Genomic DNA, 16,033 nt, shown 5'->3' with positions numbered 1-16,033 from the left:
CTACCTCATTAACTCATTCAGGGTAAAGCGTAAGCTACGGCCTTTAGACAGTGCTTCGCCTTGCACATTGACGATGTCGTCGCTTGAACGCCAAATGTTTGGCAAGTTGTCAGCTTGGGTATCTTCCAATGAGCGCAACAAGGCGTTCAAGTTCGAAACCGCTGCTTGGTAGCGCTGTTCGATCACGTGGGTACGCACATTGCGCGCCAAAGAAATTACATTGCTTTCAAACTCGCTGCGGTGGTTCGCCACATGTTGACTTAAAAAGCTGGCTAATTCAGCCGCTTTTGCATTTGAGACTTCGTGTTGATCGCGATTATCAACGAGCATAATAAAGTCAGAGAAAGTTCCTGACGAACCGCGAGCACGCATGCTACCCGGAGCAGTTAAGTTGGTGATGTCTTCGAACATGCCGCCGTCGTGTGAACGGAATAAACGAATGTTTTTATTGAAATCAATGCTAGTGGTATAGAATTCGATTTCTGCTTCACCAGAGAAGGCAAAGCCGCGATCTTTGCGTGGTTGAATTGAGACCATGACCGGGAAGCCGTCAACCAAAGCAGTTTGATAGCTGTCTGGTAAGCGGTTTAATACGCTGTAATCATTCGCAGAAACAGCACGAACGCTCACATCAACGTTTGCTGCGTTCAGGCCGATTGCTTGAGCAAATGAAACTGAAAATTGTAAGTGATGACCGTCCACGTCAAGTTCAGCCGAAATACGATTATCCGCAAAACGGATGTTATCATTTGCGACTGCAGGCGTGCCGACCGCTAAGGTTAGTGCAACAAGTGCAGGAGCGAAGTACTTAAGCATCGTTAGATCCTCTTAATAGTGTCAAATGCCTCAACAAATCTCAGACTACGCCTCGATTCAAGACATGACAACTGAAAATATCCTGTTGGAGTAATATGGCAAGGGTTTTCAAAACTGGATATAGGGGTTTACCCCTAATTTAACGAAAAACAGCCGGTTTCGATAAAAAAACCGGCTGAATTCGAACATTTCTAAGTTTAATTCAAAAAACTTTTATGAATCAGCGCTCTTTACAACTCTTAAAGTCCAAGCAAAAAGTGAATCTTCGGTCTTAAAGTCGTTATAAGTTGTTTCTGCCGATTCCTTTTCTGCGGTCTTCAAAACCTTTTTCACAGCGGCTTCAGTTTGCGCCGCATTAAGTTGGTCTTCTAAGCGTTGGCGATGGCCTTGCAGCATATCATAAGTCATGGTTAACCAGTCCGCCGCGCGAGCAGCTGTTTCTTCATCGCGGCCGGTATTAATCACGTCGATAACGCGAGCAAACGCATCATTCAACCAAACGCGGTCGCTTTCACTCTTAAACTCTTCACCAACGACATGCATGATCCATTCGACAGTTTTTGTCGCCGCAAGGAATGGTTGAGTTTTTTGCCAATCGGCAAAGCTTAAGTTCTTCATCTGCAATGCGCCAAGACGAAGGAGCAAGTCTGCCTGCATGAACAACGGCGTTTTATTCAAAATATGATTAAAGATTTCAGCGCCGCGAGCCGAGTCTTTCACCAGCTCAGATTTTTTGTGGTGAACCATGGCAACTAATTTGCCGCCTGGCTTCAACACGCGCAGCGCTTCTTTAACAACGGTTGGACCGTCACCATACTCAAGGGCAAATTGACTGACGACACAATCAACTGAATTGTCTTTAAACGGCAAAGTGGTCATGTCGGTATTGCCGTGAAACGTAATTGCTTTTAATTTCTCGGCAACTTCCGGCTTCGACTCTAGCGCTTTTACAGGGTCAATTTCGGCAGCATCAACACCGTGAACTTGCCAATTCTTTTTGCCTTTTTTACCGGCTTCGCTAATCAACATAGCTAAGGCACCATTGCCAGTGCCGATATCGACAATGACGGCGTCTTTCGGCAGATCAGCCAGTTCATTTTGCCAAAATGCTTCAACATCACCGTGATAACCTGAAGCGGACGAGCCTTCAGCAAAACTATTCACAGCTTTTGATAATTTCCAGTACTGGCTCCAATGATTCATATACGACTTCTTCTCTTCTGTTGTTATTTTATATGTAGCTTGTTTATATGTAGCTTGTTTATATGTAGCGTGGGAATGCATACCCTGTTATTAGGTCTTCACCTTACCGCTAGCACCGCTTTGCCGCAAGGGTTTCACGGTTCGAAAAAGAGAATTAAATGGCTGCATCGCTGTTCAGAAAAATATGCACTCACCGTGAAAGGTAAGATTTGTTAATTGAATTAAAGGCGTTACACTCAAGTCGAATTGAAAATTTGATCGTTTTCTGCACTCAGCCAATGGACACCATTCAATCATGACCGATTTTCGCCAGCAAGCGCTTGATTATCATGCTTTACCAACTCCAGGGAAAATTAGCATCGAACTCACGAAACCAGCCGATAGCGCCAAGGATCTAGCCTTAGCCTATAGTCCGGGCGTCGCTGAGCCCGTGCGCGCCATTGCTGAAAACCCTGATGATGTTTATCGGTACACGGCAAAAGGTAACTTAGTGGCCGTCATTAGTAACGGAACTGCAATACTTGGCTTAGGTAACCTTGGTCCTGCTGCGTCAAAGCCGGTTATGGAAGGAAAGGCTTTGTTATTTAAACGCTTCGCCGGCCTCGACGCCATTGATATAGAAGTCACTCATCGAACGACGCAGGACTTCATTAACACGGTTGCGAATATTGCTGGAACATTTGGCGGTATTAACCTTGAAGATATTAAAGCACCAGAATGTTTTGAGATTGAGCAAGCGTTAATTGAACGCTGTGATATTCCGGTATTCCACGATGACCAACACGGTACGGCGATTGTAACTGCGGCTGGCTTATTAAACGCCTTGGAAATTCAGGGTAAAGAGATTAGCAAAGCACAAATCGTGTGTATGGGAGCTGGTGCAGCAGCGATTGCGTGTATGGAACTACTGATTAAATGTGGTGCTTTGCGCGAACATATTTATATGCTCGATTCAAAAGGCGTCATTCATACTCGTCGCACAGATCTCAATGAATACAAGCAGTTGTTTGCCAATAATACGGACAAACGCAGCCTGCAAGACGTGATTACCGAAGCCGATGTGTTTGTGGGCGTGTCTGGTCCTGATTTACTTGCGGCCGAAGATCTCGCCTTGATGGCGAAAAACCCAGTCGTCTTTGCTTGTTCCAACCCAGACCCAGAAATCCGTCCTGACATCGCTCATGCCACGCGCCAAGATTTGATTATGGCAACAGGCCGGTCGGATTATCCCAATCAGGTCAATAACGTTCTTTGTTTCCCGTTTATATTCCGTGGTGCGCTCGACGTCCGCGCCAGTGCGATTAATGACGACATGAAACTTGCCGCCGTCGAAGCCTTACGGACGCTGACCAAGGAACCTGTGCCAGAATCTGTACTCAAAGCAGCAGGTGTGGCGTCGCTAAGTTTTGGTAAAGACTATATTATTCCAAAACCGATGGATCCAAGATTGTGTGGGCGAATTGCGCGTGCTGTTGCTGAAGCCGCGATTGCTTCAGGTGTTGCGCGCATCGACTTGCCAAAGAACTATATGGCGGATCGACAGTAACGCCAACTAGTATTCAACACCAAAAAGAGGTGCGCCATGATGATCAAAAAAATGGCTTTCGTTCTTGTAACGCTTTTGGCACTCAGTGGTTGCCAGACTGCGCCAGACGAGCGCGAAGAACGTCCGGAAATCAAACTTAACCCGGTGTTATTGCAAGCGTTTCGTGATGACCCAGGTATTGCCCAGTTCCGTCATTCAGGCCCGATTGAGGTGCGCTGGTATGACGAAGCCGTCGCAAAAGCGCATCGAGAGTATGCTGCTGCAGGTCGCGGTGCCGAGATGCCGGCAATTCTCGTGGAAGCGGACAGACAATTACGCAGAGCGGTGAATTATCCGTTGCGCTTTGGTGTCACAGGTAATCGACTGTGGGTAGAACCACGTGGCGCTGACGTTGATATGCGGCTGGTTGCACGAGCTTTAGCTGGAAGTGGTTTGTTTACGGAAGTGCAAGCTGGGCATTTGCTTTACCACTAACCTTTCACACTAGCGCTTTGTCTTAACTCTAATTCCTGCGCGCGTCTGGCTTATTCAAGCGCGCAGGACTCACTTACCTGCATGAGATAAAACCTTTAACGCTCAAATGCATCTGGGTCGGCAAGCAGCTCGTCTTCATTATATTCAATACCCTGCTCGTCTAAATATGCTCGCACTGCTGCGGGGATTTTATGGGGATTTTCTTTGCGAAGGTCATCGTCATTCGGTAATGGTTGGCCCGTGAAAGCATGTAAAAAAGCTTCACACAAGAGCTCACTATTGGTCGCATGACGCAAATTGAGTACTTGCCGACGAGTACGCTCGTCTGTGAGTACTTTTAAAACATTGACTGGAATTGACACGGTGATCTTCTTCACTTGTGTACTTTTTTTGCCATGCTCGGCATAGGGGTAAATATATTTCCCATCCCAATCCATAATGAAAACCTCCGTTAAATCCAACGCTGCATCCGAAAAATTCGGTTATTATATGTTTCAGTTATTGATTATGCCCTTTTTCGATCTATTTAGCCATCTAAACTTCTATTTATAAAAAAGTTTCGTTATGATGTTTCCTATTCATTTTTACAGTCGAGGCTAGCAGGCAGTCAGCATGAGCAAAAATCCACTCCCATCTCCCGAGCGCATCCAAGCGATAGCCGACGAAATTCACGTCCATAAGTTCGGTGGTAGTAGCTTAGCCGACCCTTATTGTTATCGCCGCGTTGCGCGGATTGTGACAGAGCATGCTGGAGTGAGTGATTTAGTCGTGGTTTCTGCTGCCGGTGACACCACCAATCGCATCATTGCCATCGCCGACGCCAAAGCGAATCAGCCCGAGTATGCTGCCACCTTATTTGCGTCGCTGAAACGTTATCAACAGGGATTAATCGAAGAATTATTATCGGGCCGCTTACTTGAGCAAGTTCTCGCACAATCAGAAGCCGATTTTGAGCGCTGGCAGCGTTGGCTCATTGACCAGGAACATATCGAACGCGCAGAACTTTGCTCCTACGGCGAACTATGGTCTGCACGCCTACTCGCAGCCTTGTTGCAGAAACAAGGCACACGCGCTGATTATATCGACGCTCGTACCTTCTTAAGTGCTGACGATGCCGCTGAACCCGTGATTGCCGTTGCGGCATCGCGCGAGCGGTTACTGACTCGTTTAGGCCCGTTCCCCGGCACTCGTTTTATCGTCACCGGGTTTATTTGTGCTGAAAATGACACCGGTCGGACGCTATTACTCGGCCGTAACGGTTCTGATTACTCGGCAACCCTAATTGGTAGCTTAATTGACAGTCGCCAAGTTACTATTTGGAAAGATGTTGCCGGCGTTTACTCGGCTGACCCGCGCAAAGTTGAGCGTGTCGTGAGTTTGCCAACGTTGGATTGGAGTGAAGCAGAGGAACTCGCCCGTCTCGGCAGTCCAGTCCTGCACCCGCGTACGTTCCAACCGGTGAATCGACAGCGCATGATCATTAGCGTGCGCTCGAGCTTAAAGGTCGAGAACCAACAAACACGAATTGGCCAGTACGACTATACCGAAGCCCAAGGCAAAGTATTAACCTCACTGTCCGATGTGGTGCTCTTCAGTATCGGTTTACAACATCACGACGTGATTAATCGTTTCGAGGGCACGCAACTTGAACCTTTAGTGAGTTGGATTGAAGAAGAAAGTGGCGAGAAGTTTTATGCCTTCCACCAAAACCACTTAGACTTCGTTCGCGGCTGGTTAGCAACGCAAGACGCTGAGCATGTTGTGCATGAGGTCAGTGGTTACAGCATGGTTGCCTTGGTCGGCGCACGTATTCAGGAAAGTAAGCAGTTTGCTGTGTTGCGCCGCGAGGCCGGTGAACAAAGTTTGCGGAAGTTTTTGGTGTCGAACCAGAAAACCTCTGCGATTGCGATTCTCGGTCAGCGACTCGACAATGGCTTATTAAACCGGCTCCACAGTCAATTATTTAATTTCCGTCGCAGCGTCGGCATTCTGGTGCTTGGTCGCGGCAATATTGGCAGCGAATGGCTTGAGCTCTTCCGGCAACAACGCGAACGTCTGACCGAAAACGTGGATGTGCGGATTCTCGGCATTGCCAACTCATCGCGCCTGTGGCTTGATTACAGCGGTGTCGATTTACAAGACTGGCAAGACAACTTTGAACGCTTAGCGCGGCCGTATGTGCTGACTGAGCTGCTTCGGGAGCTACCAAATGCTCCCGTTGACGAGTTTATTTTGCTCGACTTAACCGATTCGGCATCCATCGCCCGCTTATATCCAAGCTTCTTTGCCAATGGCATGCATATTATCAGCGCAAACAAACGCGCTGGCTCTGCAGAAGAGGCCTTGTATCGGGAAATCCGCACGATTCAGCACGAGTACAAGCGCGAGTGGTTGTACAACACCACGGTTGGTGCCGGCCTGCCGCTGAACTACGCGATTAATGATTTAATGCGTTCGGGCGATCGCATTCGCAGTATTTCCGGCATATTTTCTGGCACCATGAGTTGGCTGTTTGAGAACTTTGACGGTGTTGTTAAGTTCAGCGACTTAGTGCGTCAAGCGAAAACCGAAGGCTTTACTGAGCCAGATCCGCGTGAAGATTTATCCTGTCATGACATTGTACGCAAGCTCTTAATTGTTGCTCGCGATATCGGTGCAACCCTCGACTGGGATGACGTCGAGATTCACGGATTAGTCCCAGAGCATCTGCGCGACGTGCCGCTCGACGAGTTTCTGCAACGATTGAACGAACTTGATGCGCCCATGCAAAAGCTCTGGGTGGAAGCCCAGCAAGAGCGCAAAGTGCCGCGACTGATGGCGAGTTTCTCAGTCGAAGAAGGCCGCAGTCATGCGCGCGTTGGCATTGAATATATTTCTGTCGAGGACATGCTCACCAACCTAATTCCTGGCGAGAATATTTTCGTGATTTACAGTGATTGGTACAAGGACATGCCATTGGTCATTAGTGGCCCAGGGGCTGGCCGGAAAGTCACTGCTGGCGGTGTTCAATCAGACTTGCATCAGCTGCTCTCGCGCTTGGCGGTGCAACCAGAAATTTAAAATTGCGCGCGCAAGAGCAGACAAGAAAAACCAGAAGAGCTAGCGGAATAGCCCTTCTTCGTCTTCAAAGACTTGGCGACCACGGCCATTTTGTTCAGCAAATTCCGTCGGTTCTGTACCGCGGATAAAATACTCAAACATACTGGTGTGATCGGTTCGGTTGGTTAAGCGACCAGTCGGTTGGTCAATACGAACCGAAACCATGTTGCTTGGCAATTCAAATGGATTACTTTCCACGTGCTGTAACGCCGTTTCCATAAACAATATCCAGCCCGGCAATGCGGTGGTTCCGCCCGCTTCAGAGCCAACAATTGGCTGCCGTTGACGCCCTAAGTTGGCATTCAATGTTGAGCGGCCGAGGGCAAATTCCAGATTGTCAAAACCAACCCAGGTCACCGCAGAAATACCGGAAGTGTAACCGGCAAACCACGCATCACGGACGTCATTGGTGGTACCGGTTTTACCCGCCAGGTTACGGTTTCGCAAACTTTGGGCGCGCCAACCAGTGCCGTTCCAGCCGGTATTATGTGCCCAGCTGCCACCGCCCCAAACGGCCGAGTTCAGCGCCTCCGTGACTAGGTATGCGACCTGTTCAGAAATCACTTGTGGTGCCGGCCGGAATGCTCGGTCTGGCACTGCGTCCTCGCCGTGCTCCTTGCGGAAGGCTTCTAACTCGCACTCCACACAGGCATAACGCGGCTCTGCTTGAAAGACGATATTGCCATCGGAGTCCTCAATTCGTTCAATAAAGTATGGGTCAACTAAGTGGCCACCATTCGCAAATACGGCGAAAGCGCGTGCCATTTCCATTGGCGTAAACGATGCAGAACCAAGTGATAAAGATTCATTACGGGGAATTTCGTCATTCATAAAGCCAAAATTCGCCAAGTAGTCCGCTGTTTCATTCACGCCCAGTTCTCGAATAAGGCGCACGGATACAACGTTTTTCGAGCGCGCTAGGCCTTCCCGTAATCGAATTGGGCCGTCATAGACTTCCGGTGAGTTACGCGGCCGCCAAGCTGAGCCAGAACCGGGGTTCCACTGGGTAATCGGGGCGTCATTCACCAAAGTCGCAAGGGTAAAGTTCCGTTCTAGTGCGTGGGCGTATATAAACGGTTTAATGGTCGAACCCACTTGCCGTTTCGCTTGTGTCGCGCGGTTGAACTGATTCAAGTTAAAACTGTAACCACCCACAACCGCTTCAACAGCACCATCTTGAGGGCGCAGCGCGACAATGGCAGAACCTGGACCTGGAATCTGCGCTAAACGCCAGGCGTCATCATAAGGACGCAGCAAGATGTGATCGCCAACTCGCAAGATTTCTCCCGCCGTTTGCGGTGCTCGGCCTTGGCGTTCGGCATCCACATAGGCACGCGCCCAATCGAGCTGATCCCAAGGTAACGTGATGGTTTCACCAACTCGAGTGATAACATCGACCGATTGCTCATGCACGGCCAACACCACAGCGGGCTGCAATTGGGCGATACGCGGTTGACGGTTTAAGTAGGCGACAATTTCTGCTTGTGGCCAGGCTTGCCCGCGATGACGACGAATAATTTCGAGAGTTTCTTCATCCGCTGGATGCTGCGCGCCAAAGGTTTCAATCGTTGAAAGGCGTTGTAAGTCCATGCCCCACAAGCGACGCTCGGGACCACGGTAACCATGACGCTCGTCATAGGCATGCAAGTTTTCACGCAAGGCCCGCTGTGCGGCAAGCTGTTGCTCCGAATTTACTGTGGTGAAAACCCGATAGCCACCATTATAGGCTTCGTCGACACCGAAGCGCTCAATCATGCTCAATCGCACCATTTCCGCTAAATAGGGTGCGCTGACTTCAATTTCAGCGGTGTGGTAGCGAGCTGTCACTGGCGCATTAAATGCGGCATCATACTCAGCACGATTGATATAGCCTTCATCGAGCATGCGCAACAATACAATTCGTCGCCGTTGCACCGACGCTTGCGGATTACTAATGGGATTAAGGATTGATGGGCCTTGCGGCATACCGGCAAGGGTCGCGATTTCGGCCAGGGTCAGTTCGTGAATATCACGACCGTAATAGACTTGCGCAGCAGCACCAACACCGAATGCCCGGTGACCGAGTTCGAGCTTATTCAAGTACAGCTCGAGAATCTCATCTTTGGTCAACAATTGTTCAATGTGTAGGGCAATAAATGCTTCTTTAATTTTCCGCATCCACGCGCGTTCGCGGGTCAAAAAGAAGTTCCGCGCCAGCTGCATGGTAATGGTACTTGCACCTTCACGGATTTCACCGGTCGTGACAAGCACCCGAAATGCTCGCATTACGCCGATAGGGTCGATGCCGCGGTGACTGTAAAAACGTGAATCTTCGGTGGCCAATATGGCGTCGATCATTTGTTGCGGAATTTCATCCAGAGTTAATGGAATCCGTCGCTGCTCGCCGAACTGCGAAATAAGCCGGCCGTCAGCACTATACACCTGCATGGGCGTTTGGAAGCGCACATCGCGTAAGGTCTCAACACTCGGTAGTTCATCTTTTACATACCAATAAAGCCCTGCCACAGCACCAACGCCGAGCACGGTTAATACGACCAGAGTCAAAATGAGGTACTTCAGAAATCGAATCACAAATTAGCCAATCACTTACTAAAGGACATCGGATTATAAAGACATTATGCGCTAAATTTAACCGCTGCGAGAAATCTTCATGCGATCTTAACGAAATGACATAGGGAAATGCTCCAAATATGCACAAAAAAACAACAAAATTATTGCCGTTTCGTCGGCATGTGCAGCAACCAAAGCTAGTTTTGGGTTATGTTGCTCACCATGAGCCATCGGCACAACCTGATGCGACCCTCGTCGCCCTGCACGACCATGGTGACCTCTGGCATGTTCTGTCAGTTTGGCAGTTTACAGGGGCGACTTGGGAGCAGCTCTCACACTCTTCTCAGAGCCCAGAGGAGCGTGATAGTTCCGCTTCGACGTTAAAAAAACTAGTTGGCTCAGCGCCTTTATCGGCATTGCTGCCCTACGCTAGTTTCCCGCTTGGATTACCTGCCGATGCGAATGACGCGGATCTAGCTCAACTGGTGAGCATGAAACTAGCTCAGCGCGGTGTCCAGCACTGCCAGTGGACCGTTGCTGGCACAGCCGCAAGCAGTGACGTTTATGTTCTGCAGCAAAACGATTCCGACGTTTTTTATTCGCGCTTAGCGGCAACATTACCGCAATTGCCGCGGTTAGCTTTCTTAAGCGCATGTCAATTTGTTGCCAAAGACCGAGCGCTGCAAGACGCGATCAATATTGAGCTGATGCCGCTCGCGCCAGAGCAACTTAGCGATTGGGTCGCTGCCCGGACAGAATTAGCAAAGCCACTCCTCACGGCGATATGGATAGCATTACAAGGCTTGGAGCATTGCTGATGCGTCGATACAATCTGCCAAACCTAACCTCTAGCTTTAATGAGCGTATGGCGTTGAAGCGCCGACAAGCACTTGCAGATACTCTTGTTTTTGCTGTCGCTACAATTGCGTGCACCTTTTGTCTCAATCTATTTCTTAACGCTTCTGAGGAATCCCGACGCACCCCGACACTGTCCGTGAATCAGCTGCAAACGACTTCGCACCAACCGTCAGAAGTCGATCATAACGACCTCATTCATTGGTTACAGCACCTCGAAATTCTCTCGACAGCACCAGCATCTCTGGTTTCTTTCAATTTGGAAAACAACAAGGCGACGTTAGACCTGCACCTCTCCCTAGCCGAGGCACACACAAAACTAGAGTCGCGACTGTTAGCGCCGTGGCAAGTCACACACACCAAGTTCCAACACAGTGCTGAGTTATTGCCGCTAACCCAGTTAGAGTTCCAGCGGAGGGGCGGTCATGACTAATCTTCTGCAGCACTTTATGTATGCCCAACGCCGTACACGGTTGCTCTGGTTGTCCATCGCCGCGGTTCTCGTGCTGGTACTGTTTTACTGGTTCAAGCCAGCGGCAACGGTTGTTGTGCTGTATCCAGCCAACCCTTTCGATAGCATCAGCGTGCGATTACCCGCGCGGTCATTACCCACGATTCTGCTCGAGGAGCGTCCGCAACTGCGAATTGACTCATTCCAAGCCCGAAGCGATGAAGTCGACATTCAGCTCAGTGGTTCCTTTGCGGCTTTTATCATTTGGCTCACCATGCTGGGTGAAACGGACTGGAAGCCTCATCAAGCAGAAGTTTTACCGCAAGGCGCAAGTCGCTTGCAGCTCACCATGCAGCTTCGTCCTAATCCAGAGGCTCTCATACTTCAACGCGATGAGCTGCAACAAGCAGAAGCAATCGCAAGTATTGCCGCTCAATTTGAGCATTTACCCGAACATCGTAAACAAGCCTCATCAGGGCCAACTCCTGACCAAGGTAATCCAATTCTTTTCAACAGTGAATGCCATCCGCAAACCGAGGATTCACAGCGACAGCCACCAAAACAGCGGATTATTTGGCTACCGCCGAGCTGACCGCTGTCCGATTGGTTGCCATACGTCAGACAAATTGCGATAATCGCCTGTCTTTTTTTCGGGGCACAGGGGTGGATCTACACTCAACGAACGAATTTAACTTAAAGTATTCTAAGAAGTGACGTACATAAGCTATGGCTGAGAAGCGTAACATATTCCTAATTGGTCCCATGGGGGCCGGCAAAAGCACCATCGGGCGACAACTCGCCAAATCCCTCCACCTAGAGTTTTTTGACTCGGACAGTGAAATTGAACGTCGCACTGGCGCCGATATTAGCTGGGTGTTTGAGCTAGAAGGGGAAGAAGGATTTCGTGATCGCGAAGAAAAAGTGATTGGTGAATTAACCGAAAATACTGGAATTGTCTTAGCCACCGGCGGCGGCTCGATTTTAAGTAAAGAGAATCGTATGCGTTTGTCGGCACGCGGCGTCGTCGTTTACCTGAAGACAACGATCGATAAGCAAGTTGCCCGTACCCAGCGCGACAAGCGTCGTCCACTCATTGCGGACGCCGACAACCCAAGAGAAGTTCTTGAAGCATTGGCTGAAATTCGTGATCCTCTCTACGAAGAAATTGCCGATATCACTATCGAAACCGACGAACAAAGTGCAAAATTAGTAGCGAATCAAATTATTGAACAGTTAGGGGAATAATCATGTCGCACGGCGAGCAACGCATTTTTGTTGAACTCGGCTCTCGCCGTTACCCCATCGCAATTGGCGCTAAGACATTGCACCAACTTGGTGCGCTCCTTGCTGAGACGTTCGCAAACACCAATCGCCGCGTCTTCATCATTAGTAACCCCACTGTTGCCCAGCACTATTTGGCCACCGCTCAAGCAAGCATTGTCGCCGCCGGTTTTAATCACCAGGCTGCCGATGTCGCGCTCATGGATGATGGCGAGCAATTCAAGTCGCTCGCTTCGTTCAGCGCCATTGTTGATCACCTAACTAGCCAACAGGTGAGCCGCGATTGCATTATCGTGGCGCTTGGTGGCGGCGTGGTTGGCGACTTAGCAGGCTTTGTCGCCGCAACATGGCAGCGTGGCGTGCCGTTTGTGCAAGTGCCGACCACCTTATTAGCACAAGTTGACTCTTCTGTTGGCGGCAAAACAGCGATTAATCATCCGGGTGGGAAAAATTTGGTCGGTGCATTTCACCAACCAAGTGCGGTACTCATCGATATTGCAACACTAGCTACCTTACCCGACCGCGAGTTCCTTGCTGGTTTAGCCGAAGTGATTAAGTACGGCATTATGGCCGACGGCGAGTTTTTCGATTGGCTCGAGAGCAACCTCGACGCAATCTTAGCTCGTGATTCTGCGGCGTTAATTTACGCCATTCGTCGTAGTTGTGAAATAAAAGCCGACGTCGTCGCTGCCGATGAAACCGAGCAAGGCGTGCGGGCGCTGTTGAACCTTGGCCATACGTTCGGCCATGCGATCGAATCATATACCAAGTATCAAAGCTGGTTGCACGGTGAAGCTGTAGCAGCTGGGATGCTTATGGCGAGTCGTCTCGCCGCACAAACAGGTCATCTAGCAGTAACCGATTGCCAACGGATTGAAAAGCTATTGCAAAAAAGCGGCTTACCGCTCACGCCACCGGCAAGTATGACCGCAGACGATTGGATTGCGCTAATGTCACGTGATAAAAAGGTCAAAGCTGGCAAGATTCGCTTTATTCTACCCACCGCGATTGGCGCAGCAGTTATCGTTGACGACATCACTCAGCAGCAACTAGTGGCGATTTTATAATTTATGAAAAAGCAGCGCGCATTCCTCAAATGGGCTGGCGGAAAATACACCTTAGTTGAGCCAATTCGGCGCTTGCTTCCTCCCGGTGACAAACTCATTGAGCCGTTTGTTGGTGCCGGTTCAGTTTTCTTAAATACGGATTACGACCAGTACCTGCTGAACGATATTAACCCAGACTTAATTAACCTTTATAAAATCTTAAAGCGCCGGCCGAAAACTTATATCGAGGATGCGCGGCGGTTTTTTGTCGCTGCGAATAATCAAGAAAGTGCGTATTACAGTATTCGTGAACAGTTTAATCAGAGTACAGACCCTTACTTGCGGTCGCTCTTGTTTCTCTATTTAAACCGCCATGGCTACAATGGATTATGTCGCTATAACAGTAAAGGTGCGTTCAACGTGCCGTTTGGTCGCTATCGCGCGCCTTATTTTCCTGAAGCTGAACTAGAGTTTTTCGCCGAGAAATCACGCAAAGCGACGTTTACCTGCGAGCCGTTTCAGAACAGCTTCCGACGGGCGCGGCAAGGTCACGTCATCTACTGTGATCCGCCGTATTTGCCACTGAGCCCAACGGCAAATTTTACTAGTTATGCTGGCAATGGTTTTGGGCTCGATGAGCAACTTTTATTGGCGCAAAAAGCCACCCATGCCGCACGCAAGCGCGGTATTCCCGTACTCATTAGTAATCACGATACAGAAACTGCTCGTATATTTTACGAGCATGCGGAATTAACCATGCTGCAAGTGCATCGCTTTATTAGCCAAAATGGTGCCACTCGTAATAAAGTAGGTGAGTTACTCGCGTATTTTGTGCCATTACCACGGAGGTAGTTTATGTTACGTTTTCGCGTTTCGACTTTTGACGAACTCAACACTCGTCAATTGCACGACATTTTGCGCTTGCGCCAAGACATATTTATTGTCGAACAGAACTGTCCCTACCATGATATTGATGGCACTGACGCGAATTGGTTGCATTTATGCGGCTATGACGACGAAGGTTTAGTCGCCTATACCCGTTTGCATTGTCCGGGGAACGAAACGTCTGAAATTGGTCGCGTTGTTGTGCATCAGCGCGGGCGTGGCAAAAACTATGGTCGCCTATTGATGGAACGCGCCATGACAGAAATTTTAGCGCGCGCACCTGAGCAACCCATCGAACTGAATGCGCAAACCTATCTGCTCGAATTTTACGGTTCTTTAGGTTTTGTTGCGATTGGCGATGAATACTTAGAAGACGGTATCCCACATAAATTGATGGAATATCGCCGGTGAACACGGTTGCCCTTGTTGCTGCAGAACCTGAGCTGCAAGCCGCTGCAGCAAAGCTTGCGGCTGATTATCAGCTAAGTCCCACGGCAACCGATCATGACTTCATTCTGGAGCTTACACGTGACGGCCTGCAATTACGTTGGTCCGCACGTCCCGACTACCAACCTTTAGTTCTCGACTATAGCCGTGGTCGACAAGCTTGGCGACAACAGCTTGGTGGCGGCAAACAAGAAGCTGTGGTGCGCGCACTTGGCGTTGCTAAAGGTATTCGCCCGCGCATTCTTGACGCCACGGCGGGGCTTGGTCGTGACGGTTTAATGCTTGCCCATGCTGGCTGTGAAGTGTGGCTCCTCGAGCGTCATCCAGCTATTCACGCATTGCTCGACCAAGCCGTTTTGCATTTACAGCAATACCAGCAAGCACAAGAAAAAGTGCAGTGGGCGCTGAATGCGCATGTGCTGCCTCGTGGCTCGTTACTCGAATATAGTGAAATGCCTGCCGATTTGCAGGACTTAGGCATTGATGCTGTGTATTTAGACCCGATGTTCCCAGAACGGGAAAAGTCTGCAGCCGTCAAAAAAGACATGCAAATTCTGCAGCACCTTGCCGGTGCAGATTTAGATGCCGATGGCTTGTTGCCCGCGGCTTTGGCACTGGCCAAACATCGCGTCGTCGTTAAGCGTCCTGCCAAAGCGCCATTTCTTGCTGGGCAGACCCCAAGTACGCAAATCGCCAGCAAGAAACATCGTTTTGATGTCTATGTTAAAGCGCCGTATGTAAAGTCAAACAGGTAAAGCCAACCAGGGAAAGCCAACCAGCAGTTAACGACCAGGACTCAAACGAATAAAGCCTTCTTGTACGGTCATGTTTACCGGAATTTGCATTAGTGCACGCTGAATCGGTTCGTCTGGGTTCAATCGATACACCGGTTGTTCCGCCAAAAAGTCATCTAACAAATCTAAGACCTGCTGATCAAGCGCATTTAAACTACCGCGATAGCCACCGGCATCAATCGACGAGTCTTTAATTTCTAGCCTCCGAACAAAAATTGCTTTTTCGGTACCGTCGTAGATCGGTGCGCCAGACACTGTCATCTGCATAGCAATGGGGTATTCAAACCCAAGCAATGAGAGTTCCAATTTTAAGGCCGTCGTCAATTCAACGAGGTCACTGCCATCTGGGCCAATTTTCGCCTGCAATTGCTCGACTTTTAGGGGGACCCGCATGCCCATAATCGTCACTCGGTCCGTCAAGTTCTCCGACTGGCGCAGCAGTAATTGCTCAAGGTCGGCTTCATTCACTCGATAGCTTGCAAGCTGTGTCATCTGTGAACACCCGGTGGTTAACACCAACACAAGTGCAAAAAACATCCACTGAACATACCGCATTGCCGAAATCTCCTATATGATTCGGTATTCG

16 protein-coding genes are annotated in these 16,033 nt (G+C 49.4%); 11 read left to right on the top strand and 5 right to left on the bottom strand.

All coding sequences use genetic code 11. The features are described from left to right. Together CWE06_RS09700 and CWE06_RS09695 are read right to left on the bottom strand one after the other, a co-directional pair. Nucleotides 1-816, bottom strand: a complete 816-nt coding sequence (locus tag CWE06_RS09700; RefSeq protein ID WP_126793576.1) for a DUF6689 family protein — start codon at nt 814-816, stop codon at nt 1-3. A 213-nt stretch (nt 817-1,029) separates the two neighbouring features. Beyond that, nucleotides 1,030-2,019, bottom strand: a complete 990-nt coding sequence (locus CWE06_RS09695; RefSeq protein ID WP_157981165.1) for a class I SAM-dependent methyltransferase — start codon at nt 2,017-2,019, stop codon at nt 1,030-1,032. 295 nt (nt 2,020-2,314) lie between these two features. Here CWE06_RS09695 and CWE06_RS09690 point away from each other — a divergent pair, with 295 nt between their 5' ends. Next, nucleotides 2,315-3,565 (top strand): malic enzyme-like NAD(P)-binding protein, encoded by a 1,251-nt coding sequence (locus CWE06_RS09690; RefSeq protein ID WP_126793572.1) that lies wholly within the window; start codon nt 2,315-2,317, stop codon nt 3,563-3,565. 36 nt (nt 3,566-3,601) lie between these two features. After that, a complete protein-coding gene (locus CWE06_RS09685) occupies nt 3,602-4,039 on the top strand; it encodes a hypothetical protein (RefSeq protein WP_126793570.1) in 438 nt (145 codons plus the stop codon). 95 nt (nt 4,040-4,134) lie between these two features. Here CWE06_RS09685 and metJ read toward each other — a convergent pair whose 3' ends face one another. Next, a complete protein-coding gene (metJ, locus tag CWE06_RS09680) occupies nt 4,135-4,476 on the bottom strand; it encodes a met regulon transcriptional regulator MetJ (RefSeq protein WP_420808534.1) in 342 nt (113 codons plus the stop codon). Nucleotides 4,477-4,651: 175 nt separating this feature from the next. Between metJ and metL the strand changes: the two genes are divergently transcribed. Further along, entirely contained in the window at nt 4,652-7,099 is a 2,448-nt protein-coding gene (metL, locus tag CWE06_RS09675; protein WP_126793568.1) for a bifunctional aspartate kinase/homoserine dehydrogenase II, read from the top strand. Nucleotides 7,100-7,138: 39 nt separating this feature from the next. Here metL and CWE06_RS09670 read toward each other — a convergent pair whose 3' ends face one another. Further along, entirely contained in the window at nt 7,139-9,709 is a 2,571-nt protein-coding gene (locus CWE06_RS09670) for a penicillin-binding protein 1A (RefSeq protein ID WP_241972535.1), read from the bottom strand. A gap of 119 nt (nt 9,710-9,828) precedes the next feature. On the opposite strand from CWE06_RS09670, the gene CWE06_RS09665 reads away from it, so the two are divergent. The 8 genes from CWE06_RS09665 to CWE06_RS09630 all read left to right on the top strand — a co-directional run bounded on the left by CWE06_RS09665 (nt 9,829) and on the right by CWE06_RS09630 (nt 15,408). Continuing rightward, on the top strand, nt 9,829-10,506 hold the full coding sequence (locus tag CWE06_RS09665) for a hypothetical protein (RefSeq protein WP_126793566.1): 678 nt from the start codon (nt 9,829-9,831) through the stop codon (nt 10,504-10,506). Next, on the top strand, nt 10,506-10,976 hold the full coding sequence (locus tag CWE06_RS09660; RefSeq protein WP_126793564.1) for a hypothetical protein: 471 nt from the start codon (nt 10,506-10,508) through the stop codon (nt 10,974-10,976). Before CWE06_RS09665 ends, CWE06_RS09660 begins: the two co-directional genes overlap by 1 nt. Continuing rightward, the gene (locus CWE06_RS09655; protein WP_126793562.1) at nt 10,969-11,586 is read left to right on the top strand and encodes a hypothetical protein; all 618 of its coding nucleotides are present in this window, start codon (nt 10,969-10,971) and stop codon (nt 11,584-11,586) included. Before CWE06_RS09660 ends, CWE06_RS09655 begins: the two co-directional genes overlap by 8 nt. A 134-nt stretch (nt 11,587-11,720) precedes the next feature. Continuing rightward, nucleotides 11,721-12,239, top strand: a complete 519-nt coding sequence (gene aroK, locus CWE06_RS09650) for a shikimate kinase AroK (RefSeq protein ID WP_126793560.1) — start codon at nt 11,721-11,723, stop codon at nt 12,237-12,239. A gap of 2 nt (nt 12,240-12,241) precedes the next feature. Next, nucleotides 12,242-13,342 carry a 3-dehydroquinate synthase gene (aroB, locus tag CWE06_RS09645; RefSeq protein ID WP_126793558.1) on the top strand — a complete coding sequence of 367 codons (1,101 nt, stop codon included), beginning with the start codon at nt 12,242-12,244 and terminating at the stop codon, nt 13,340-13,342. A gap of 3 nt (nt 13,343-13,345) precedes the next feature. Continuing rightward, the gene (locus tag CWE06_RS09640; protein ID WP_126793556.1) at nt 13,346-14,173 is read left to right on the top strand and encodes a Dam family site-specific DNA-(adenine-N6)-methyltransferase; all 828 of its coding nucleotides are present in this window, start codon (nt 13,346-13,348) and stop codon (nt 14,171-14,173) included. A gap of 3 nt (nt 14,174-14,176) precedes the next feature. Further along, nucleotides 14,177-14,617, top strand: a complete 441-nt coding sequence (locus tag CWE06_RS09635; protein WP_126793554.1) for a GNAT family N-acetyltransferase — start codon at nt 14,177-14,179, stop codon at nt 14,615-14,617. Further along, nucleotides 14,614-15,408: a class I SAM-dependent methyltransferase gene (locus tag CWE06_RS09630; protein WP_198679083.1), complete on the top strand. Its 795-nt coding sequence runs from the start codon at nt 14,614-14,616 to the stop codon at nt 15,406-15,408. The genes CWE06_RS09635 and CWE06_RS09630 overlap by 4 nt, the downstream gene beginning before the upstream one ends. A gap of 27 nt (nt 15,409-15,435) precedes the next feature. Here CWE06_RS09630 and CWE06_RS09625 read toward each other — a convergent pair whose 3' ends face one another. Beyond that, the gene (locus CWE06_RS09625) at nt 15,436-16,002 is read right to left on the bottom strand and encodes a YceB family lipoprotein (protein ID WP_126793552.1); all 567 of its coding nucleotides are present in this window, start codon (nt 16,000-16,002) and stop codon (nt 15,436-15,438) included. Between the last annotated feature and the right edge of the window lie 31 nt (nt 16,003-16,033).

Source organism: Aliidiomarina haloalkalitolerans, from assembly GCF_003987315.1.
Lineage (GTDB): Bacteria > Pseudomonadota > Gammaproteobacteria > Enterobacterales > Alteromonadaceae > Aliidiomarina > Aliidiomarina haloalkalitolerans.
The sequence above is the reverse complement of the archived record's forward strand: the minus strand, read 5'-3'. Positions and strand labels throughout refer to the sequence as shown.